Below are 19,503 nucleotides of genomic sequence, written 5' to 3'. Positions count from 1 at the left end.
AGCTCCGTCTCTCGGCTAGCAAGTCTCGCGCTCGCCGGCCAACCGCTCGGCCGACTTGTCCGCCGGGTGGCAAGCCGGCGTGGCTGTCGCCGGCCGGGTTGCGGGCGAGCGGCTGCAGGCCTGGCTAGGCGGGCCGTCAGGGCCAGAGGCGTTCGCGGGTCCAGGTGTCGGCGTCGCGGAGGTAGCGGAGGCGGAGGTGGCGGCGGTCGTGTGCGGCTTGCCAGAACTCGACCGTCGTGGGGGTGACGAGGTAGCGCGTCCAGGTTTTGGGGGCGGTGTCGGGGTTTTCGGCGACCCAGTGGGCGGCGGCGTCGGCGGCTTCGGTGAGTTTGGCGGGGTCCGGGAGGGGTTCGGACTGGTGGCCGATGAAGGCTTCGACGCGGGAGGCGGGTGGGCGGGCCAGGAAGTCTGCCGCCGAGATCTCCGGGGCGGCCGGGGCGACGGTGCCGCGGACGCGGACCTGGCGGCCGCGGGCGGGCCAGAAGAAGGTGAGGGCGGCGTGGGGAGTCTTGTCCAGCTGGCGGCCCTTGGGGCTTTCCGAGCTGGTGGCGATGGCCCAGGCGGACGGGGCGACGTCCTTGAGGATCACGACGCGGGCGTCGGGGGCGCCGTCGGAGTCCACTGTGGACAGGGTGACGGCGTGAGGGGCGAGGACGTGTTCGCCGGCCTCGGTGAGCCATTCGAGGAACAGCTCTTCGGGGGTTTCCGGGGCAGTGTCCGGGTCGAAGGAAGGGAGCTCTTCGGGGAAGGATTGCCAGCCGCGTAGGGAAACCATGTCACTGACCGTACGGTGGGCGGCCCGGTGGTGGGTAGTGCGGTGGCTGGGGGCCGGGTGGGCCGGCGGCCGGGGGTGGCGGGATCTGGGGTTGCCAGCCGGGTGGGATTTGCTGGCCCGGGAAGCCGCCGGGGCCGCCGGTGGTGGGACCGGTCGCGCCGGGGACCGAACCGGGGTCGTTCGGCGCGGTGCCAGGCCAGGCGTTGTACCCGGCCTGCTGTGCCTGCCATTGCGCTTGCCACTGCAGCTGCTGGTAAGCCTCCGTCGGTTGCGGGAAGCAGAACAGCAGCTTCGCGTTCACCGATCCCTGCACCGCCGCGCCCCAGAACTTGCCGCCGACCCAGGCGTACGTCATGCCGGCGTACGGATCGACGGCGACCATGCGCGTCTCGCCGCCGAACTGGTTGGCGGTTTTCGCCGACGCGGCCGTGGCGGCGTCGGGGTGCAGCGCGGCCCACCAGGCCCGCGATCACGACGGAGGCGGCCGTCCAGCCGACGGTGCCTTGCACGTTGGCGCGCGCGTCTTGCGTGGCGAGGCCGGTGAACTGGAACAACGTCTGCGCGTCGATCTCCGGGTAGGCGGCCGCGACGACGCAGTAGTTCATGGTGGACAACATGATCGACTCGGTGAACAGGCCGACGGCAGCGGTCACGGGTCCGATCTGGACGGTGCTGAGCCGGCCGCCGCTGCGCTGGACGCGCTCGGCCACCACCTGCAGGTACTGATCCGGCGTGAACACTCGCACCCCCTGACCGCGACAACCGACCGTCCGGCGCTCATCGTCGCACGCCGGGCGGCCGGGGCGGTCAGCCGGCGGCGACCGTGCCGGTGGCCGGGACCGCGCGGGTCCGGCGGAACAAGTCGGTCAGCGCCCAGTGGCCGCCGCCGGTGAAGGCGAGCAGCAGGAAAGCCCAGGCGAAGATGGCGGCTTGCTCGCCGCCGTTCTCGATGGGGAGCACGGCCTTGCCGATGTGCACGGTGAAGTACGCGAAAGCCATGGAGCCGGAGCAGATCACGGCGGCGACGCGCGTGCCGATGCCGAGCGTCACGGCCGCGCCGCCGAGGAGCTGGATGAGCGCGGCCCACCAGCCGGGCCACGTGCCGACGGCCGTGGCGTGGTGTCCCCAGAGGCCGAACACGGTCGAGGCCCCCTGGCAGAAGAAGAGAAAACCGAGCACGATGCGGAAGAGCGCGAGGACGTGGTCACGGCCTCTGTCGAAGAGTTTCACGGCTGTCGTCTCCCTGGCAGTCGGAAAATACGTGACTGCAAGGGTAGGTAAGCCAAGCCTCAACACCACCACAGTGAGTGAAACATCCCTTACTCGCTGGAACTTGAACCTTTCGCTCTTCACCCTCGTGTGACTGGACATGATTGACTGTGCGCGCTATGCGACGAATCCTCGCTCTCGCGCCCGCCCTGGCGTTGCTCGCCGGCTGCAGCGTGTCGACCCCCATCGCGGGCACCGCGCAGCCCGCGCCGCCGTCGACCACCACCAAGCACGCGGCTGAGCCCGGCCTGCCGCCCGATCCGCAGCCGGCGCGGGAAGCGAAGTGTCCGTACCTCTCGGCCGAGACCGTGCAGGATGCGAACGGCCAGCACGTGACGACCGTACGCGTCTCGGACGACGGGCCGCACCCGTCGTGCTTCTTCTACCGCCCCGACGGCGGGCTCCAGGTCACCGTGCAGGTGTACGTGGGCACGAAGGACGTCGCGACGAAACTGGTCAACCGCGCAGCGCCCGTAGACACCTCGAACCCCGCTTCGGACCCCGCCGGGTGGAAGGGCGGCTACCAGCCGGCCGGTGACGGAGTGGCGTACGCGGTCTCGAAGGGGGGAGCCGCGGTCATCGTGACGAGTAACCAACAGCAGAGCATCAAAGCACGCACAGTGGCCAAGAAGGCTATCGCGGCCCTGAAGCTCTGAGTAGTGGCCTCCACACGGGTGAGTGAAGTTGATCTTGTATTACCCTGTGCGGCACGCGCAGGCCTGGAGCACTCGCGCGGGCGGGTGCCCGTCCGGCACCACAAGCACTTCGCCATCTCGACGACAAGGACAAGATTCGTGGCTGACACCCTCAAGGAAATCCTGCTCGACTCCAGCCGTCGCCCGTCGGTCGTGACCGACCTCGAGGGCCTCGTGGACGCCGAGGTGTCCGACAAGGGCGGGGTCTCCGGCGCCGTCGTGAAGACCGGCTTCGCCGCTGTCAAGAAGATCAAGCCGGGCATCATCCCCTCGGCCGTCGACACCCTGCTGGACGACTTCGCCGTGGCCCTCGAGCCGTTCTACGGCGACTACCGGGCCCAGGGCGGCAGCGACTTCGGCGCGTACCTGACCAGCCGTTCCGACGCGGCCTCCGACGCGCTGCTGAGCGTCACCGACTCGCGCGCCGACCGCAGCAGCCGCGACAGCATCAAGAAGGTCTACTCGAAGCTGCGCCCGAACGGCAAGAAGAACGTCGAGGAGGCCCTGCCCCGCCTCGGCCAGCTCATCGACAAGCACGCCGCGATGGCCTGATCTGCCTCAGTAGCAACGGAAAAGGGCCCCGGGACGGCGATCCCGGGGCCCTCTTCGCGTCTGGTTCAGTTCTTCTTCTCGGCGGCCGGCGTGCTGGGCGCCTTGCCGTTGCTCGCCGGAGACGGCTTGGTCTCCGAAGCGGGCTTCGCCGGGGGAGCCGGCGGGGTGGCCTTCGGCGGCGCCGGGGCGACCGGCGGCTCCTGCTGGCGCGACTTCAGCACCACGGCCGTGCCGACAGCTACGGCACCCAGGCCGAGCAGCCACGGCCAGCGGCGACGCTTGCGCGTGCCCTTGGCCGCCGACTTCGCCTCGACCAGCGCGGCGCGGAAGTCCTTCTTCGCGGCCTTGAAGTCCCTCTTGCCCCGGCGCTTCGATTCACCGGCGGACTTCGCGGCCTTGATCGCGGCCTTCTTCGCCTTGCGCCCGGGCTTCTTCAGCTCGGCGACGCGGGCGAGGGCCTCCTTGCGAGCCGCGGCCGAGCTCTTCTTGAGCTCCTTGCGCGTCAGCTCGGTCTTCTTCGCGAGCTTCTTGCGTGCCCGGCGGCTCTGCTTGGCGAACTCTTCGGCGCCGGCTTCCGCGGCTTTCGCCGCCGAAGCCGCCCCGCCTTGCCCGCTTCGGTGGCTCGCTTGCGCAGGCCGACCGCGCCGGACTTCACCGACTCGCCCACCGAATCTGCGGCCCGGGTCATGGCCTTCACCTCACCAATCGTTTTGATATCGCTCTGTTGCCCGTAACCTATCGTGCCCTTTTTCCCGGCGTGACGCTGTGTCTTCCCCCATCGGGAACCGGTGAAACCTCGGGAAATGCCCATCTTCCTGCGGTCCTACCGCCGGGTTTCCCCGTGGCGAGCCCCCTGAACCCCCCAAATGTGGGAAGGGATGGCACGATGGCGACGTGACTGAAAGCGCCCGCAAGGCCACCCTGCACACCAATCAGGGTGACATCCACGTGAACCTGCTCCCCGACCACGCGCCGAAGACGGTCGCGAACTTCGTGGGGCTGGCCGACGGCTCCAAGGAGTACACGCAGCCGAACGCGCAGGGCACGAACTCCGGCCCGTTCTACGACGGCTCGATCTTCCACCGGGTCATCGACGGCTTCATGATCCAGGGCGGAGACCCGACCGGCACCGGTCGCGGCGGCCCCGGCTACAAGTTCGGCGACGAGTTCCACCCCGAGCTGCAGTTCAACAAGCCCTACCTGCTGGCGATGGCGAACGCCGGGCCCGGCACCAACGGCTCGCAGTTCTTCATCACCGTCTCGCCGACGACCCACCTGAACTTCAAGCACACGATCTTCGGCGAGGTGGCGGACCAGGAGTCCCGCAACGTCGTCGACGCGATCGCGCGCGCGGCGACCGGCCCGGCGGACAAGCCGCTGTCCGACGTCGTCATCGAGAAGGTCACCATCGAGGCCTGAGGCCGTCTCGGGGGGATTTCGGTAGGTTGGAGTCATCGTGAACCAACCGCCGAATCCCCCCGCGTACCCTCCGCAGGCCGCGCTCCCCGGTTGCTGGTGGCACCCCAACCGCCCGACCGGTCTCAGCTGTGCGCGCTGCGGACGTCCGGCGTGCCCCGACTGCCTCCGGGAAGCCCCCGTCGGCTTCCAGTGCACCGACTGCGTGCACGCCGGCTCGCAGCAGACGCGGCAGCAGCACCGCCAGTATCAGAACTCCGGCATGGGCACGCGCACGATCGCGGGAGCCCGGCCGACGAGCTCCGTCGTCGTCACGATCACGTTGCTCGCCGTCAACGTCTTGATCTACCTGATCACCGCGCTGCAGGCGAAGAGTCTCGACAACAGCAACGCGTCGATCGATCTCGCCGGCGCCATGCGGCCCGCCATCACCCTCGTCGGTGGTGAGTGGTGGCGCATCTTCACGTCGGGCTTCGTGCATTTCGGGATCATTCACATCGCCGCGAACATGTTCTCGCTGTGGATGATGGGCCGCGCACTGGAGCAGGTGTTCGGCAAAGCCCGGTACACGGCGCTCTACTTCGTGTCGATGCTCGGCGCGTCCGTCGCGGTGCTGCTTTTCGACAACCCGTTCCAGGTCTCCGGCGGCGCCTCGGGCGCGTTGTTCGGCCTGATGGGCTGCTACGCGGTGATCGTCGTCAAGCTCAAGCTCAACCCGAGCTGGTTGCTGGTCTCGCTGGCGATCAACGCCTACATCACGTTCTCGATCCCCGGCATCTCGATCCTCGCCCACGTCGGCGGGCTCATCACGGGTGCGCTCGTGGCCGTGGCGATCCTCTACGCGCCGGACCGCGACCGAGTCCGCTGGCAGGTGATCGGTGTGTCGATCATCGTGGTGGCGCTGATCGGCCTGTCCGTCTACCGCGGCGTCGTGCTCTCGTCGCTGGTGAGTTAGGAACGGTTGCCGCCCACCGGCCGGGCCCCTCGACTCGGCCGGCAGGCGATCGACCCGGGCTTACGCGGCGGTCGGCAGGCCCTGGCGGATGCGGCGGATCCCCGGCGCGGACACCGTTTGCACGAGGTCGGCCCCGACGTGGCGGATGTGCACGAACCCGCCGCTGTAGGAGATCTCCACGTTGCGCACCGTGCGGGTTTCAGTGCCTTCGGCGTCGGTGAGCACGTATCCCTCGACGAGCTCCACCTCGTCGGCGCGCTGCCACGACCGGGACATTTCGTCACGCGGCTCGAGCTCGATCGCGGGGAAGTCCAGGTCCGGCTGGGCGAGGTGGTTGGCGTAGTTGGAGAGCACGTTGAGCGCGATGTGGCCGACGATCTCCATCAGCTCCGCGTCGGTGACGCCGGCTTCGCGAGCGCTCGCGATGGCCTTGTCGTCGATCCGCCCGCCCGAGCGGAGCACGATCACCGCGACGCGCAGCACGGCTTCGGTGTGGTGGTCGTCGTCGAGGGCGTGGCGGGTGTCGAGCAGCTGCTGGGCGGACATCTTGAACAGGCGGCTGCCGCGCATCGTGTGGGCGGCGACGCAGTACTCGCAGCCGTTTTCCTGGGCGATAAGCAGCGCGAGTTTCACCCTGGTGCGCGCGTCGAGCACGCCGTGTCCGAGGGAGTCGCGCAGCGCCAGGTATCCGCGCAGGGTGGCGGGCCCGTTGGCGATCGCCGCGTACAGGTTGGGCACCTTGCCGAGCTGAGCCTTGGTCTGCTCCAGCAGCTCGCGCTGCTCGGTGCTGAGGTCGGCCTGGTCGAGGGCGAGCTGCGGGACGCGAGGCATGAGTTCTCCAGTTGGTACCAGTCGGTTCCATCTGACTTGATAACGGTACCAACTGGTTCCATCTTGTCAAGACGGAACCGACTGGTACCATTTTGGCATGGCAACCCAGGCGAGGCAGCGACTGCTGGAGTCGGCGGAGCGGTTGTTCTACGCGGACGGCACTCGTGCGGTCGGCGTCGAGCGAATCCTGGAGGAGTCCGGAGTGGGCCGGGCGTCCTTCTACCGGCACTTCACGAGCAAGGACGACCTGATCGTCGAGGTGCTGCGCCGCCGGGACACCGCCTGGCGGGAGTGGCTTGCCGCACGGGTCGAGGCGCTGGCCGGCACCGCCGCGGACAAGCCGCTGGCGGTGTTCGACGCCCTCGAGGAACGGTTCGGGTGGCAGGACTTCCGGGGCTGTGCGTTCATCAACACCATCGTCGAGACCGCCGACCCCACGAGCGTGGCCCACGACGTGGCCAACGAACACAAGGTCGCGGTGATCGGCTACCTCACGGGCTTGCTGCGGGACAGCGGTCATCCCGCGCCGGAGCCCACTGCCCAGGCGCTGCACCTGCTCATGGACGGCGCGGTCGTCACCGCGCTTCGGGAGCGCACGCCCGACGCGGCACGGCGCGCGAAGCAGACCGCGGCGGTTCTCCTCGCCGCGACGCCGGCGGCCGGCTAGCAGGCCCGCTTAGAACGCGCTACGCAAGGCAGTGAGCGCGTCCATGACGTCTCGCGGGTCTTCGCCGAGGTCGATGCGGCCGAAGATGTAGAGCTCGTCGTCGTGTTCCAGCTCCAGTGTGACGCCGTCGCGGCCCAGGCGGCGGGTGGTGCGCAGCTGGATGGAGGTGCGGGCCCACGGCAGGCGGTGCGAGCCGCCGAGGGTGCGGGTGACCAGGCCCTCGGCGTCGACGGACAGGCGTGGGCGGACCACGCTCCAGTGCGCCGCGAAGGCCCCGATCGCCACGGTGGCGAGCCCCATCAGGACTGCGCCCTTGCCGTCGCCGAAGAGCCCGTCGAGCACCGCGCCGGCGAGCAGCAGGGCTGTGACCAGCCAGGCCACTACCACAAGGGCCGGAAGGGGTGCCCACGAGGTGGGGTAGTTATCCACAGAGGTTATCCACACTGGGGATGAGTCACACCGGTGTAATTCGGTGTCAAGCCGCCATCCGGAGTAATGATCAGCGCCAGCGCATGGTCATGAGCAGGCCGACGATCATCGCCGCGAAACCGATGCCGAAGTTCCAGTTCCCGAGAGAGGTCAGGAACGAAATCTTGTCGCCGGCGATGTAGTTCACGATGAGCCACAGCAGCCCGAGGAGCATGAGGCCGAACATGACGATCTTGTAGAACAGGTTCGACGGGCCCGCGGCCTTGACCTTCACCGGCGTCCGGCGATCAACGGGCGGGGTGTACGCGGTCTTCTTGCGGACCTTGGACTTCGGCATCGTGTTCCTCGCGTGCTGTTCTGGCTCTGCCTGGTGGCGGTGCCTGTTCGCGGGCGTCCCGCTCGTCGGGTTGCGCAACCAGCGCCACGTGAACACGTTAACGTAAACGACGGCTCCAGAGCACCGGGCGGGAGCGGTCGGATTTCCGGACTGTGACAATAGCGCCACCGGCAGTTCCACCGGCGGTGTGAGAGGAGCTTGCGTGACGACGCAGGATTGGCCGGGTGAAGACGACCGCCGCCGCCCCACTGGAGGGCCTGACGGCCAGCGGCGACGCCAGCCGCCGCCTGGTGCCGATGGCGCCGCGAGACCGCGCAGGCAGCCCCCGGAGGACCCCACCCCGAGAGTGCCGCCGCCGCCCCGCCGGGTCGCGGGTGACCCGGCGCGCAGGCAGGCCGACCAGCGCAGATCACCCGAACAGCGGCAGCCGCGTCCCGCTCAGCAGTACGGCCCTGACGCGGCCGACCAGCGGAACCCGCCACCTTCTTCTCGACGCCCGCAGGGTGACCCGGGCCGACGCGCCGCCGCCCGGGCCGAGGGAACCGGTACTCCGCCTCGCGGCACCGAGCGCCTGAATCTCCCGCCGCGCACCGAGGGAACGGCGCCGCAAAGCACCGAGCGGATGGGCACCCCGCCCCGCGGGACCGGCCGTCCCACGCAGCCGCCGCGCGGCGGTGGGCCCGACCCCAGGCGCAGGCCGCGGCCCGTCGTGGCCGATCAGCCCACGGAGGTCTTCGCCGCCGTCGAAGCCGGCGGCAGCACCGCGCTGAAGGAGAAGCCCCAGCCCGCATCGCTGGGCAAGAGTGGCGTCGCGATCCGCACGGCCGGGGAAATCCTCATCACGCTCGGCCTGGTCGTGCTGCTGTTCATGGTCTACGAGGTCTACGTGACCGACCTGTTCTCGGCCGAGAAGCAGTCGGCGGCGAGTGACCAGCTCCAGGGCGACTGGGCCAAGGACCGCACGCTGCACCCCGGCCTCGTCGACGGCAAGGCGTTCGCGCGCATCCACATCCCGGCGTTCGGCGCCGACTTCAACTTCACGATCCAGGAGGGCACGGGCGAAGACTCGCTCGCCATCGGCCCCGGCCACTACAAGGGCACGGCGCTGCCCGGCGAGCCCGGCAACTTCGGCGTCGCCGGCCACCGCGTGGGCAAGGGCGCGCCGTTCAACGACCTGGACAACCTCAGCTCGTGTGACCAGATCGTGATCGAGACGCAGACCGACTTCTACATCTACAAGGTCCTGCCCTACGACGACGAGATCTCCGGCTGGAGCAGTGGCAAGGGCGCGCAGCCGGAGTGCAAGGGCGTGTCGACGCTGCGCAACCCGAGCATCGCGGGCGGCGGTGCGTACGACCAGACGTTCGGCCGCAAGGTCGTGCTCCCGAGCCAGGGCGACGCCGTGAACCCGGTGCCGTACAAGCCGGCCGACACGCTGCCGAAGGCGCAGGAGGCGTCGCTGCTCACGCTCACAACGTGTCACCCGCAGTTCTCCGCGAAGCAACGGCTGATCATCACGTCCGTGCTCACGCAGCAGGTGCCGAAGTCGCAGGTGGCCGACTACGGGAAGCTCCTGACCGAGATCGGCGGTGCTGCCTGATGTACGCGTGGCTCTGGCGGCGCCTGCCGGGACCGTTCGCAGCGAAGCTGACGATCGCGGTCGTGCTGGTGCTCGGCATCATCGCGCTGCTGATGTTCGTGGTGTTCCCGTGGCTCGACCCACTGCTGCCGTTCAACGAAGTGTCGGTGGACAACTGAGGCACACCCGCTTCGGCGTCTTCCTCGTCTCCGGGCGGTTCCCGGGGCAGGAGGACGCCGAAGTGCTGCTCAGGACCGTGCGCGCGGCCGAGGCCGCCGAGGCGGCGGGCTTCGACGACGTCTGGCTCGCCGAGCACCACTTCCTGCCCTACGGCGTGTGCCCGTCGGCGATCACGCTCGCCGCGCACGTCCTCGGGCGCACGTCGCGGATCGCCGTCGGCACGGCGGTGAGCGTGCTGTCGACGACGCACCCGGTGGCGCTGGCGGAGCAGTGGTCGATGCTCGACGCGGTGTCCGGCGGCCGGCTGCGCCTCGGCGTCGGGCGCGGCGGGCCGTGGCAGGACCTGGAGGTGTTCGGCACCGGGCTCGAGCGGTACGAGAGCGGTTTCGAGGAATCACTCGACGTGCTGCTCACCGCTGCGAACGGCACCGCGTCCGCGGCTGGTGAACACTTCGCCTTCCGCGAGGTGCCGCTGGTGCCGGCGCCGCGGCGGCGGCCGGAGGTGGTCGTGGCGGCCGGCGGGCCGAAGTCCGACGCCGTGCGGCTGGCTGCCGAGCGCGGCTTGCCGATGCTGCTCGGGCTTCACGCCGGTGACGACGAGAAGGCCGCGACCGTCGAGGCCTACGGCGGGCACAACAACCACGTGTCCACGGTCCTCTGCGAGGTCGGCGACAGCCGTGAGGCGGCCCTCGACGTGATGCGGAAGTCGTTGCCCGGCTGGCTTTCCGACGGGCTCGGCGCCCACGTGACGGTGGATGGCCGGCCCGGTCCGTCGCGTGATCCGCACGAGTACACCGAGCACCTGTGCGAGATCCACCCGGTCGGGGATCCGGACTACTGCGTGGCGACGCTGGAAACGAGCCTCCGGCGCACCGGGGCCGCCCACGTGATCATGTTCGTGGAGGCGTCCGGTACGCCGGAGGGCACGGAGGAGAACATCGCGCGGATCGGCGCCGAGGTGCTGCCCGCGCTCAGGTCTTGACCGGTACCGCTAGCAGTCCCGCAGCTCCGGGCTCTGGTTGAGCAGCTGCCCGCGCACCGACACGAACGCGCGGTAGCGGTCACTGTCCATTTCGGACGTCCGGAACACCGCCACCCGGTGGCAGTTCTGGAAAGCGAGCTTCACGCCGAAGTGGCGCTCGAGCCCGCCGCGGATGGCGTCGGAGGCCAGCGCACGCAGCAGCTGCCCGCGTGCGGCCTCGCTCGGCGGCGGCGTCTCGTTGTCGGCGAAGCCATCCGGCGCGCCGTCGGCCTCGGCGATCACGCCCGTGATCACTTCCCACGCGTAGGGCAGCGACTCCCGCACGCAGGCGACGAACTCGGCGTCGGAGACCTCCCCGCGCTCGGCCTTTTCCAGCAGCGCGGGCGATACGTCCAGAGACAAGACAACCTCCATGGTGAGTGGTTCCCCTTCCTGGCTACTCGCCTGGCCGAGCAGGCCACAAGAGAAAACGGTATTCATCACCACTTCGGTGGATCACTCCCACCGGAACAGCCGCACGGCCAGCGCCGTCCCGCCCAGCGCGAACGCGGCCAGAGCGACGAATTGCAGCGGCTGAACGCCCGCGCCCACCCACGCGTCCTGCAGCGGTTGCGTGCCCGGCGGCACGTACGCGCCGATCCGCTGGATCACCTCGGGCAGCAGCGGCCGCGGCAGGTACACGCCGCCGAGGAACATGATCGGGAAGAACGCGATCATCGCGAGCGCGGCCGCGGCCTTCGCCGTGCGGGCGATCGAAGCCGCGACGAGGCCGAGCGCGAACACCGACACCAGACCCAGCAGCAGCGTCACGACGTAGGTCAGCGGGTGGCGCGGAAGTGGCACGTCGAACCCGACGTGTGCGGTCACCAGCATCAGCGCGACGCCCGCGAGCGCCACCGCGGCGTGCAGCACCAGCTGCGCCAGCAGCAGGAACGCGGGTGGCACGGGCGTGGTCGCGAGCCGGCGCAGCACACCCTGCTCGCGGTAGCTCGCGACGGCCGAGGGGATCGACTGCAGGCCGAGCATCGCGAGCCCGACGACCACGAGCGAGGGGACCCACAGGTCGATGAAGCGGTAACCACCGGTCACCTCGCTCGGTTTGCTCATGCCGGGGATCGAGCCGACGCCGACCAGGACCGCGGTCGGCAACAGGATCCCGAAGATCGCCCACATCGGCGTGCGGAGGAAGAGTTTCGCTTCGGTGGCGAGAAGTTTGGTGAAGGTGTGCACGGTCAGCTCCGTCCGGTGAGGGTGACGAACGCGTCGTCCAAAGTGGATTTACCCGTGGTGGCACGGAGTTCGGCCGGGGTGCCGGTGGCGACGATCCGGCCGGCGTCGAACACGGCGACGCGGTCGCAGAGGCGCTCGGCCTCGTCCATGAAGTGGGTTACGAGCACGACGGTCACGCCGGCGCCCCGCACCCCGGTCACGAGTTGCCAGGTGTCGCGGCGCGAGTGCGGGTCGAGGCCGGTGGTGAGCTCGTCGAGGATCGCGATCTCGGGGTCGCCGACCAGCGCGAGCGCGATCGACAGCCGCTGCCGCAGGCCGCCGGAGAGCTTGCCGAACGCCGTGGTCCGGTGCTCTTCCAGCCGCAGCTGCCGCAGCAACAGCCCGACGTCGGCCGGGTGCGGGTAGAACGCGGCGAACAGCTCCAGCGCCTCGGCCACCCGCAGCTTTTCGGGCAGGCGGGCATCCTGCAGCTGCACGCCGACGCGCTGGTGCAGCTGAGCGGCGTCCTGCGCGGGATCCAGGCCGAGCACGGAAATCACACCACTGTCGGGCCGGCGCAGGCCCTGGAGGCATTCGACGGTGGTGGTCTTGCCGGCGCCGTTGGTGCCGAGGATGCCGAAGATCTCGCCGCGCTCGACGGTGAACGAAACGCCGTCGACCGCGACCCGCTTGCCGTAGGTTTTGCGGAGCTCGGTGACTTCGATGAGTGGCATGCGATAAACGCTAAAAGCGCGCGACGTCCCGCAGAATGACGCTGAAACCCCAGCTCAGGTGGGGTTTCGCTGACGCGGGGGTGGGGCTGGGCCCACCCCGGTCCGGGAGCTTCGGCCAGTGCGTTCGAGCGTCCGGCTCGGTCAGACTGCGGGAAAGGGGGTGCGGCGAATGGAATCCGTGCGGCGAGCGTTCGTCCTCGCCGGCCTCGCGCTGCTGAGCTGGGTCGACGCGCTCGTGGAGCTGCTGGCCTTCCTGCTGCTCTGCGTCGGGCTCGTCTTCTTCTTCACCCCGGTCATCGACCGGGCCCGCGGGCGTTCGGCGCGCACGCGGGAGCTCGTCGGCCGGTGGTGCGAGATCGACGTCGCGACCCCGTACCGGCCGGCGCCGGTAGAGCCGGAACGCGAGCGCGACGGCTGGTACCGCGACGGCAACCAGCTCTACAAACGCGCGTGGTGGATCCGCTGGAACCGACGTTTCACGTGGATCATGGAGGATCCGGCGACGGGCCGCGAGCTCGGCTGGCAGGTGCTGAACCCGCCGTTCGCGCTGGTCACGGCGCTGCTCTCCGTCTTGTTCCGGCGCCGCGCACTGCGCTGGTACGGCCGGTGGACCCGCCATTGGCTCGGGCCGCACCCGGCCGCCGACCCCGCTCGCAAGCGGTGGCTGCACCGGCACACGGAGTCGGCGGGGCACCAGTTCGCGATTCTCGCGCTGGCGCTCGTGCATCTGGTCTTCTCGGCGTGGCAGCTCGTGGTGATCATCGGCGCGGCACCGGTGGCCGCGCCGCTCGTGGTGGGAAGCCGGACGATCACCGACACGCTCCGCCGTGAGGCCGGCAACTGGACGGGCGTGCGCATCGCGCGGCCGTACCTGCCGCCGCCCGGGCTGCCGGTGCCGCGCGCCGACGGGCTCTACCAGTTCGGCCAGCAGCTGTACGACGAGCCGTTCTGGCCGCTGCAGCGCGCCCGCACGCGGTGGGTCCTGCGCGACCGGGCCACCTGGCGCGACCTCGTCGGCGGCGCGCTGATCCCCGTGGTCTCGCTGGTCCTGTCGCTGCCGACGATCGTACTGCTCGGCTGGAGCCTGACCGGCTTGGCGACCCTCTGGGTGGGGCGGCCGTTCGTGGTGTCGCCGGTCCAGTGGTACCCGCTGCCCGAGGTGTCGACGCACCTCGGCGCGCTCGCGCAAACGCCACTCGTCCTCGTGGTGCTGGTCGCGGGCCTGGCGCCGACGACGTGGCTGGCCCGGCAGCAGGCCCGCTTCGCGCGGGTGTGGCTCGGGCCGACGGAGGCGACCCGGCTCGCGCAACGCGTGGCGCGGCTGGACCAGTCGCGCACCGACGTCACCGTGGCCCAGGCCGCGGAGCTGCGCCGCATCGAACGCGACCTGCACGACGGCATCCAGTCGCGGCTCGTGGCCATGGGGATGAAGCTGGGCGCGGTCGAGGCGCTGATCGACAGCGATCCCGAAGCGGCCAAACGGCTGGCCGCCGAGCTGCGCACCGCCTCGGCCGAGGCGCTGACGGAGCTGCGGCTGCTCGTGCGCGGCATCCACCCGCCGGTGCTGTCCGAACGCGGCCTGGTCGACGCCGTGCGCGCGGTCGCGCTCGACAGCCCGCTCAAGGTCGACGTGACGGCCGACGTGCCCGGCCGGGTCGAGCAGCCGGTGGAGGCCTGTGCCTACTTCGCTGTGTGCGAACTGCTGGGCAACGCGGCGAAACACGGTGGCGCGAAACGGGTTGCGGTCTCGCTGACGCACTCCGACGGCATGCTGCGCGTGGTCGTGACCGACGACGGCAGCGGCGGCGCCGAAGCCGCACGTGGATCGGGACTTCGTGGAATCGAGCGCAGGGCGGGGGCTTTCGACGGTACGTTTGGCCTCACCAGCCCACCGGGCGGACCGACCGAGGCGATCCTGGAGGTGCCGTGCCAGACAGTCCCGGAACCGGCGGTCAAGGACCCGGCACCGGCCGCCCCCGAACCGTCATCGCCGAAGACCAGTACCTCCTCCGAGACGGCCTGACCCACCTGCTCACCGCGCACGGCTTCGACGTCGTCGCCGCGGTCGGCTCAGGCCCTGAACTCGCGGCGGCACTGCGGGAACACCGGCCGGACGTGTCCGTTGTGGACGTTCGCATGCCCCCGACGAACACCGACGAAGGCCTACAGGTGGCGCTCGCCGCCCGCCGGGAAATGCCCGGCCTGCCGATCCTCGTGCTGTCGCAACACGTCGAGCAGCTCTACGCGCGTGAGCTGCTCGCCGACGGCACCGGCGCCGTCGGCTACCTGTTGAAGGACCGCGTGTTCAACGCCGAGCAGTTCGTCGACGCCGTGCGCCGCGTCGCCGCCGGCGGCACAGCCATGGACCCCGAGGTGATCGCGAAACTGGTGGCAGGCAACGCGAATGACCCGCTCGCGGCCCTGACCCCGCGCGAACGCGAGGTGCTGGAGCTCATGGCCGAGGGCTGCTCCAACGCCGCGATCGCCGCGCGCCTGCACTTCAGCGGGGGCGCCGTCGGCAAGCACACGGCCAACCTCTTCACGAAGCTCGGCATCGCCGCTTCCGACGACACCAACCGCCGCGTGCTGGCCGTGCTCGCCTACCTAGGCGCGGCTTAACCGCGCGAAACTCGCACCATCTCGTCGCGCTCCACGACCTTGATCCGCTCCCGGCCGTGCGGCTCGCCCAGCGACTTCTCGTGCGCGTCGAGCTTGCCCCAGCCTTCCCAGGTGGTGAACGGAATCCCGCGCCCGGCGAGGAAGTCGAGGATCGCGTGGGGCGAGTCGTGCTTCGGCGACGTGAGCGTGTCGGCATCGGCCAGCAGGCTCGCGACGGTCTCGGCCGCGTCGCCCTTCGTGTGGCCGATCAGGCCGATCGGGCCGCGCTTGATCCAGCCGGTGACGTAGACGCCGGGCAGCTGGTTCTCGTCGAGGTCCAGCACGCGGCCGGCCTGGTTCGGCACGACGCCCGCGACGTGGTCGAACGGGATCTCCGGCAGGTGCGACGACAGGTAGCCGACCGCGCGGTACACGGCCTGAACGTCCCAGTCGTGGAACTCGCCCGTGCCGCGCACGCCGCCCTCACCGTCGTACTCGGTCCGCTCGGTGCGCAGGCCGGTCACCCGGCCGTCCTCGCCGAGCACCTCGGCCGGCGAGTGGAAGAAGTGCAGGTGCAGCCGCTTCGGCCGGGTGTCCTCGTCGCGAATTGCCCACTCCTGCAACGTCTTCACGACCATGTCGATCTGCTTCGACGCCCGCAGCGCGGTGATGCTGGCCTCGTCGAACTCCATGTCCTCGGGGTGCACGATCACCTCGACGTTGGGCGAATGGTCGAGCTCGCGCAGCTCCAGCGGCGTGAACTTCGCCTGCGCCGGGCCGCGGCGGCCGAACACGTGCACGTCGGTGACGGGGCTGGCCTTCAGTCCTTCGTAGACGTTGGCCGGGATGTCGGTGGTGAGCAGCTCGTCGGCCGTCTTCGCGAGGATGCGGGCGACGTCGAGCGCCACGTTGCCGACGCCGAGCACGGCGACGGAGGTGGCTTCCAAGGGCCAGGTGCGCGGCACGTCGGGGTGGCCGTCGTACCAGCTCACGAAGTCGGCGGCGCCGTGGCTGCCATGGAGGTCGGCGCCCGGGATGTCGAGCGGCCGGTCGGCCATCGCGCCGGTGGAGAAGATCACGGCGTCGTAGAACTCGCGCAGCTCGTCGAGCTTCAGGTCGGTGCCGTAGTCGACGTTGCCGAGCAGGCGGATGTTCGGGCGGTCGAGCACCTTGTGCAGGGCGGTCACGATGCCCTTGATCCGCGGGTGGTCGGGCGCGACGCCGTAGCGGATCAACCCGAACGGCGCGGGCATGCGCTCGAACAGGTCGACCTGCACATCGGCGTCGGACTTGTCCAGGATGTCGGCGGCGTAGATACCGGCGGGGCCGGCGCCCACGACCGCTACGCGAAGGGATCGGCTCACGGTACCCACGGTAAGTTAGGGCTACCTAACTTTCACTGTGATCTGGCGTACGGTCCAGCAAATGGGACGCAGTAAGGTGGCCGCATGCGCGTACTCGTCGTCGACAACTACGACAGCTTCGTCTACAACCTGGTGCAGTACCTGGCGCAGCTCGGCGCCGACTGCACGGTGTGGCGCAACGACGTGGTCGACCTCGAGCGGGTGCCCGAGTTCGACGCCGTGCTCGTCTCGCCCGGCCCGGGCACGCCCGAGCGCGCCGGCCAGAGCGTCGAGGTCATTGCGAAGTGTGCCGAGACGCGCACGCCGATGCTGGGCGTCTGCCTCGGCCACCAGGCTCTCGGCGTGCACTTCGGCGCGACCGTGGACCGCGCCCCCGAGCTGCTGCACGGCAAGACCAGCCAGGTCCGCCACGAGGGCAAGGGCGTGCTCGCCGGCCTGCCCGACGGGTTCACCGCCACCCGCTATCACTCGTTGACCGTGTTGCCCGAGACGATCCGCGACGAGGTCTTCGAGGTCACCGGCCGCACCGAGTCCGGTGTGGTCATGGGCATGCGTCACCGCGAGCTGCCGCTGGAGGGTGTGCAGTTCCACCCCGAGTCCGTGCTCACCGAGGGCGGCCACCGGATGCTGGCCACGTGGCTGGCCTCGACCGGCCACCCCGTCGACCCGAAGGTGGTCGACGAGCTGGAAGGCGCCACGAAGGCGCTGCAGAAGGCCGCCGCTGCGTGACCACACCGCTCATCCGGCTCGTGGGGGTCGGTAAGCGGTACGGCGGCGGCGAGCTGGTGCTCGACGGCGTCGACTTGACTGTGCCCGCCGAATGCGTGGTCGGGATCCTCGGGGCCAACGGCTCCGGAAAGTCCACGCTGCTGCGGATCCTGGCCGGTGTTTCGCGCGCGAGCCTCGGCACGGTCGAGGGCACGCCGTCGATCGGCTACCTGCCCGATCGGTTCCCCGGCGGGCAGCGGCTGAGCGCGCGGTCGTATCTGCGGCACCTGGCGCGCATCCGTGGACTTGCCGACTTGTCGATGATCGACCCGCTGCTGGAGCGGCTCGCGCTGGTCGGGGGGCCTGACGCGCAGCTGCGCACGCTCTCGAAGGGCAACGCGCAGAAGGTCGGCCTCGCGCAGGCCGTGCTGCCGCGGCCCGACCTGCTGATCCTCGACGAGCCGTGGTCGGGTCTCGACGTCGGCACCCACGCCGTGCTCGGCGAGCTGGTGGCCGAGACGCGGGCGCGCGGCGCGAGCGTGGTGTTCACCGACCACCGGCCGGCCGTCGTGCGCGAGAACGCCGACGCCGTCTACCGCATCGAAGGCGGCCGGCTCACAGCTGTCGACGGTGTGACCGAGCCCGCCACCCGCATCGTCCTGGCGGGCACCGGCACCGACTGGACCGCCGAACCCGGCGTGCGCCACGCGATCGCCGAGGGTCCGCACGTGGTCCTGACCGTCGACGCGACGAGCGCCGACGCCGTGCTCCTGCGAGCGCTGTCGGGCGGCTGGTCCGTGCGGGAGGTGGCGCCGTGCTCGCCGTGAGCCGCTACTACCTCGCGCTGCTGGGCCATTCCCAGCGCTACCTGCCGGCGGTGCTGGCCTACCTCGCGCTCTCGGTGATCCTCTACTCCGACCCGCACTCGCCGGTGCTGCCGCTCTACGGCGTGAGCAGTGGCGCGCTGGTCGTCCTCGGCTGCTGGCTCACGATCGCGGTGCTCGACATCGAAGATCCGGTGCAACGGCTCGTCACGCTCAGCCACGCGCGCAGCCGCCTGCGCACCATCGGCGGCGCGGTGCTGGCGGTGTTCGGCTGCCTGGTGGTGCTGACGGTGATCACGATCGTGTGGTCGGCGATCAGGACGTGGCAGCTGAACTGGGGCGCGTTCGCCGTCGGCGTGCTGGCTCTGCCGGCGAGCGGGCTGCTCGGGATCGCGATCGGCCTGCCGTGCTCGCGCCTGCTCGTCGGGCGCATCGGCTGGACGGTGCTCGCGGCCGTACTCGTGCTCGGTCTGGTCCTGCTGGGCAAGTGGGTGCCGCTGGTCCACCCGCTGATCACGGCGCTCACCAACGACGCGCCCTACGGCGGCGCCCTCGTCCTCGCCGTGGTCACGTCGGTGGTCGCGCTGGGCGTGAGCGCCGGCGTGGTCGGGTGGCTGGCGGGGCGGCGGGCCTGAGCTCGGAGCGGTTCGAGCATGCTCCGACGTGAATCTGCAAATTGCACATGGCAATTTCCGGTTCGGATCTTCCGGAGATCACCCAGAGCACGCTAATGTCTTGCCTTCACCCACGCGGGTGGCGCCGGCCAGCAGCACACACTGCTGCGGAGAGAGCCCGCGGCGTCGGGAAACGCTCCGGCGCCGCGGGTGGGTCTACCGGTCCACCGGCATTCGTCGGCGGCACGACGCGCCCGTGCCGACGGCGGATGCCGGTGCCCGGCCGGAGCGATCGCACTGAGTTATGTGCAAATTGCAGTCGGCAATTCATCTAGGCGGTCTTCCTCCGCGGCAGCGCGTCGGTTACCCTCGCGCCGTCTGTTCACCCGTGAGGGGAGAGTCGTGACGGCTGGGATCGCCGCGATCACCGTGGCCGGCTCGGATGACGAGCTGCACCAGCTCGCCTCCTGGCTGCGTTCCGAGGACGAGCTCCGCGACCGCGTCCGGCTGGCCGAGAGACCCGTGTCGGACGACGCGGCGCGTGACGCCGTGGTCGTGCTGGTGAGCAGCCGGTCGGCGGGCACGCTGTGCCGCTCGCTGTTCGGCTGGCTGCGCAAGGGCCGCGGCGACGAGCGCGTGCTGCTCAAGCTGAAGCGGTCCGGCGCCGTGGAGGAGCTGGACGTCGACTGCGGTTCGAGCAGCGACGTCGACGCGGTGCTGGCGAGCGTCCGCGGCTTCCTTGACCAGGACTGAGAAACTTCCGGGGAAAGCACAGGGCCCGCACG

The 19,503-nt window shown here is 70.2% G+C and carries 24 protein-coding genes and 1 pseudogene; 14 read left to right on the top strand and 11 right to left on the bottom strand.

The window, feature by feature from the left end:
• Positions 1-136 precede the first annotated feature (136 nt).
• The 3 genes from QRX50_RS08025 to QRX50_RS08015 all read right to left on the bottom strand — a co-directional run bounded on the left by QRX50_RS08025 (position 137) and on the right by QRX50_RS08015 (position 2,005).
• Positions 137-775, bottom strand: coding sequence for a pyridoxine/pyridoxamine 5'-phosphate oxidase (locus QRX50_RS08025; RefSeq protein WP_285971324.1), 639 nt, complete (start codon positions 773-775; stop codon positions 137-139).
• Position 776: 1 nt separating this feature from the next.
• Entirely contained in the window at positions 777-1,157 is a 381-nt protein-coding gene (locus tag QRX50_RS08020) for a hypothetical protein (RefSeq protein WP_285971323.1), read from the bottom strand.
• A gap of 425 nt (positions 1,158-1,582) precedes the next feature.
• On the bottom strand, positions 1,583-2,005 hold the full coding sequence (locus QRX50_RS08015; protein ID WP_285971322.1) for a DoxX family protein: 423 nt from the start codon (positions 2,003-2,005) through the stop codon (positions 1,583-1,585).
• Between the two features lie 158 nt (positions 2,006-2,163).
• Between QRX50_RS08015 and QRX50_RS08010 the strand changes: the two genes are divergently transcribed.
• Both QRX50_RS08010 and QRX50_RS08005 read left to right on the top strand, forming a co-directional pair.
• A complete protein-coding gene (locus QRX50_RS08010) occupies positions 2,164-2,700 on the top strand; it encodes a DUF2020 domain-containing protein (protein WP_285971321.1) in 537 nt (178 codons plus the stop codon).
• 138 nt (positions 2,701-2,838) lie between these two features.
• Complete coding sequence (locus tag QRX50_RS08005; RefSeq protein ID WP_285971320.1) at positions 2,839-3,291, top strand: DUF6918 family protein; 453 nt, start codon at positions 2,839-2,841, stop codon at positions 3,289-3,291.
• A gap of 65 nt (positions 3,292-3,356) precedes the next feature.
• Here QRX50_RS08005 and QRX50_RS49440 read toward each other — a convergent pair.
• Positions 3,357-3,979, bottom strand: a pseudogene (locus tag QRX50_RS49440) (hypothetical protein).
• 206 nt (positions 3,980-4,185) lie between these two features.
• Here QRX50_RS49440 and QRX50_RS07995 point away from each other — a divergent pair.
• Together QRX50_RS07995 and QRX50_RS07990 are read left to right on the top strand one after the other, a co-directional pair.
• Complete coding sequence (locus QRX50_RS07995; RefSeq protein ID WP_285971318.1) at positions 4,186-4,710, top strand: peptidylprolyl isomerase; 525 nt, start codon at positions 4,186-4,188, stop codon at positions 4,708-4,710.
• Positions 4,711-4,912: 202 nt separating this feature from the next.
• Positions 4,913-5,662, top strand: coding sequence for a rhomboid family intramembrane serine protease (locus QRX50_RS07990; protein WP_353074105.1), 750 nt, complete (start codon positions 4,913-4,915; stop codon positions 5,660-5,662).
• A gap of 60 nt (positions 5,663-5,722) precedes the next feature.
• Here QRX50_RS07990 and QRX50_RS07985 read toward each other — a convergent pair whose 3' ends face one another.
• Positions 5,723-6,493, bottom strand: coding sequence for a carboxymuconolactone decarboxylase family protein (locus QRX50_RS07985; RefSeq protein ID WP_285971316.1), 771 nt, complete (start codon positions 6,491-6,493; stop codon positions 5,723-5,725).
• Between the two features lie 97 nt (positions 6,494-6,590).
• Between QRX50_RS07985 and QRX50_RS07980 the strand changes: the two genes are divergently transcribed.
• The gene (locus tag QRX50_RS07980; RefSeq protein WP_285971315.1) at positions 6,591-7,160 is read left to right on the top strand and encodes a TetR/AcrR family transcriptional regulator; all 570 of its coding nucleotides are present in this window, start codon (positions 6,591-6,593) and stop codon (positions 7,158-7,160) included.
• A 9-nt stretch (positions 7,161-7,169) separates the two neighbouring features.
• Here the strand turns inward: QRX50_RS07980 and QRX50_RS07975 are convergent, their stop codons facing one another.
• Together QRX50_RS07975 and crgA are read right to left on the bottom strand one after the other, a co-directional pair.
• Positions 7,170-7,541 (bottom strand): PH domain-containing protein, encoded by a 372-nt coding sequence (locus tag QRX50_RS07975; RefSeq protein WP_285971314.1) that lies wholly within the window; start codon positions 7,539-7,541, stop codon positions 7,170-7,172.
• 118 nt (positions 7,542-7,659) lie between these two features.
• Positions 7,660-7,926, bottom strand: a complete 267-nt coding sequence (gene crgA, locus QRX50_RS07970) for a cell division protein CrgA (RefSeq protein ID WP_220245435.1) — start codon at positions 7,924-7,926, stop codon at positions 7,660-7,662.
• A 622-nt stretch (positions 7,927-8,548) separates the two neighbouring features.
• On the opposite strand from crgA, the gene QRX50_RS07965 reads away from it, so the two are divergent.
• The 3 genes from QRX50_RS07965 to QRX50_RS07955 are packed head-to-tail and all read left to right on the top strand — an operon-like array spanning position 8,549 to position 10,667.
• Positions 8,549-9,526, top strand: a complete 978-nt coding sequence (locus tag QRX50_RS07965) for a class E sortase (protein ID WP_285971313.1) — start codon at positions 8,549-8,551, stop codon at positions 9,524-9,526.
• The gene (locus tag QRX50_RS07960) at positions 9,526-9,684 is read left to right on the top strand and encodes a hypothetical protein (RefSeq protein ID WP_285971312.1); all 159 of its coding nucleotides are present in this window, start codon (positions 9,526-9,528) and stop codon (positions 9,682-9,684) included. The genes QRX50_RS07965 and QRX50_RS07960 overlap by 1 nt, the downstream gene beginning before the upstream one ends.
• On the top strand, positions 9,636-10,667 hold the full coding sequence (locus QRX50_RS07955) for an LLM class flavin-dependent oxidoreductase (protein ID WP_353074103.1): 1,032 nt from the start codon (positions 9,636-9,638) through the stop codon (positions 10,665-10,667). Before QRX50_RS07960 ends, QRX50_RS07955 begins: the two co-directional genes overlap by 49 nt.
• Positions 10,668-10,676: 9 nt before the next feature.
• On the opposite strand, the gene QRX50_RS07950 is transcribed toward QRX50_RS07955, so the two are convergent.
• From QRX50_RS07950 to QRX50_RS07940, 3 genes are all read right to left on the bottom strand, one after another.
• Positions 10,677-11,069, bottom strand: coding sequence for an SCO5389 family protein (locus QRX50_RS07950; protein WP_285971311.1), 393 nt, complete (start codon positions 11,067-11,069; stop codon positions 10,677-10,679).
• 93 nt (positions 11,070-11,162) lie between these two features.
• Positions 11,163-11,897 (bottom strand): ABC transporter permease, encoded by a 735-nt coding sequence (locus tag QRX50_RS07945; RefSeq protein ID WP_285971310.1) that lies wholly within the window; start codon positions 11,895-11,897, stop codon positions 11,163-11,165.
• Positions 11,898-11,899: 2 nt separating this feature from the next.
• Positions 11,900-12,610, bottom strand: coding sequence for an ABC transporter ATP-binding protein (locus QRX50_RS07940; protein WP_285971309.1), 711 nt, complete (start codon positions 12,608-12,610; stop codon positions 11,900-11,902).
• A 169-nt stretch (positions 12,611-12,779) separates the two neighbouring features.
• Here QRX50_RS07940 and QRX50_RS07935 point away from each other — a divergent pair, with 169 nt between their 5' ends.
• Both QRX50_RS07935 and QRX50_RS07930 read left to right on the top strand, forming a co-directional pair.
• Positions 12,780-14,633, top strand: coding sequence for a sensor histidine kinase (locus tag QRX50_RS07935; protein ID WP_285971308.1), 1,854 nt, complete (start codon positions 12,780-12,782; stop codon positions 14,631-14,633).
• Complete coding sequence (locus tag QRX50_RS07930; RefSeq protein WP_285974392.1) at positions 14,630-15,229, top strand: LuxR C-terminal-related transcriptional regulator; 600 nt, start codon at positions 14,630-14,632, stop codon at positions 15,227-15,229. Before QRX50_RS07935 ends, QRX50_RS07930 begins: the two co-directional genes overlap by 4 nt.
• Here QRX50_RS07930 and QRX50_RS07925 read toward each other — a convergent pair.
• Positions 15,226-16,545 (bottom strand): FAD-dependent oxidoreductase, encoded by a 1,320-nt coding sequence (locus QRX50_RS07925; RefSeq protein ID WP_285974391.1) that lies wholly within the window; start codon positions 16,543-16,545, stop codon positions 15,226-15,228. The two genes, QRX50_RS07930 and QRX50_RS07925, sit on opposite strands and share 4 nt — an antisense overlap.
• Before the next feature lie 111 nt (positions 16,546-16,656).
• On the opposite strand from QRX50_RS07925, the gene QRX50_RS07920 reads away from it, so the two are divergent.
• The 4 genes from QRX50_RS07920 to QRX50_RS07905 all read left to right on the top strand — a co-directional run bounded on the left by QRX50_RS07920 (position 16,657) and on the right by QRX50_RS07905 (position 19,471).
• Positions 16,657-17,301: an aminodeoxychorismate/anthranilate synthase component II gene (locus QRX50_RS07920; RefSeq protein ID WP_285971307.1), complete on the top strand. Its 645-nt coding sequence runs from the start codon at positions 16,657-16,659 to the stop codon at positions 17,299-17,301.
• On the top strand, positions 17,298-18,107 hold the full coding sequence (locus QRX50_RS07915) for an ATP-binding cassette domain-containing protein (RefSeq protein WP_285971306.1): 810 nt from the start codon (positions 17,298-17,300) through the stop codon (positions 18,105-18,107). The genes QRX50_RS07920 and QRX50_RS07915 overlap by 4 nt, the downstream gene beginning before the upstream one ends.
• Entirely contained in the window at positions 18,095-18,739 is a 645-nt protein-coding gene (locus QRX50_RS07910) for a hypothetical protein (protein WP_285971305.1), read from the top strand. The genes QRX50_RS07915 and QRX50_RS07910 overlap by 13 nt, the downstream gene beginning before the upstream one ends.
• A gap of 381 nt (positions 18,740-19,120) precedes the next feature.
• A complete protein-coding gene (locus tag QRX50_RS07905; RefSeq protein WP_285971304.1) occupies positions 19,121-19,471 on the top strand; it encodes an effector-associated constant component EACC1 in 351 nt (116 codons plus the stop codon).
• The last annotated feature ends 32 nt before the right edge of the window (positions 19,472-19,503 follow it).

The sequence above is a fragment of the Amycolatopsis sp. 2-15 genome (assembly GCF_030285625.1).
In the GTDB taxonomy this organism is placed as follows: Bacteria; Actinomycetota; Actinomycetes; order Mycobacteriales; family Pseudonocardiaceae; genus Amycolatopsis; species Amycolatopsis carbonis.
This window is presented reverse-complemented; position numbering and strand designations above follow the sequence as displayed.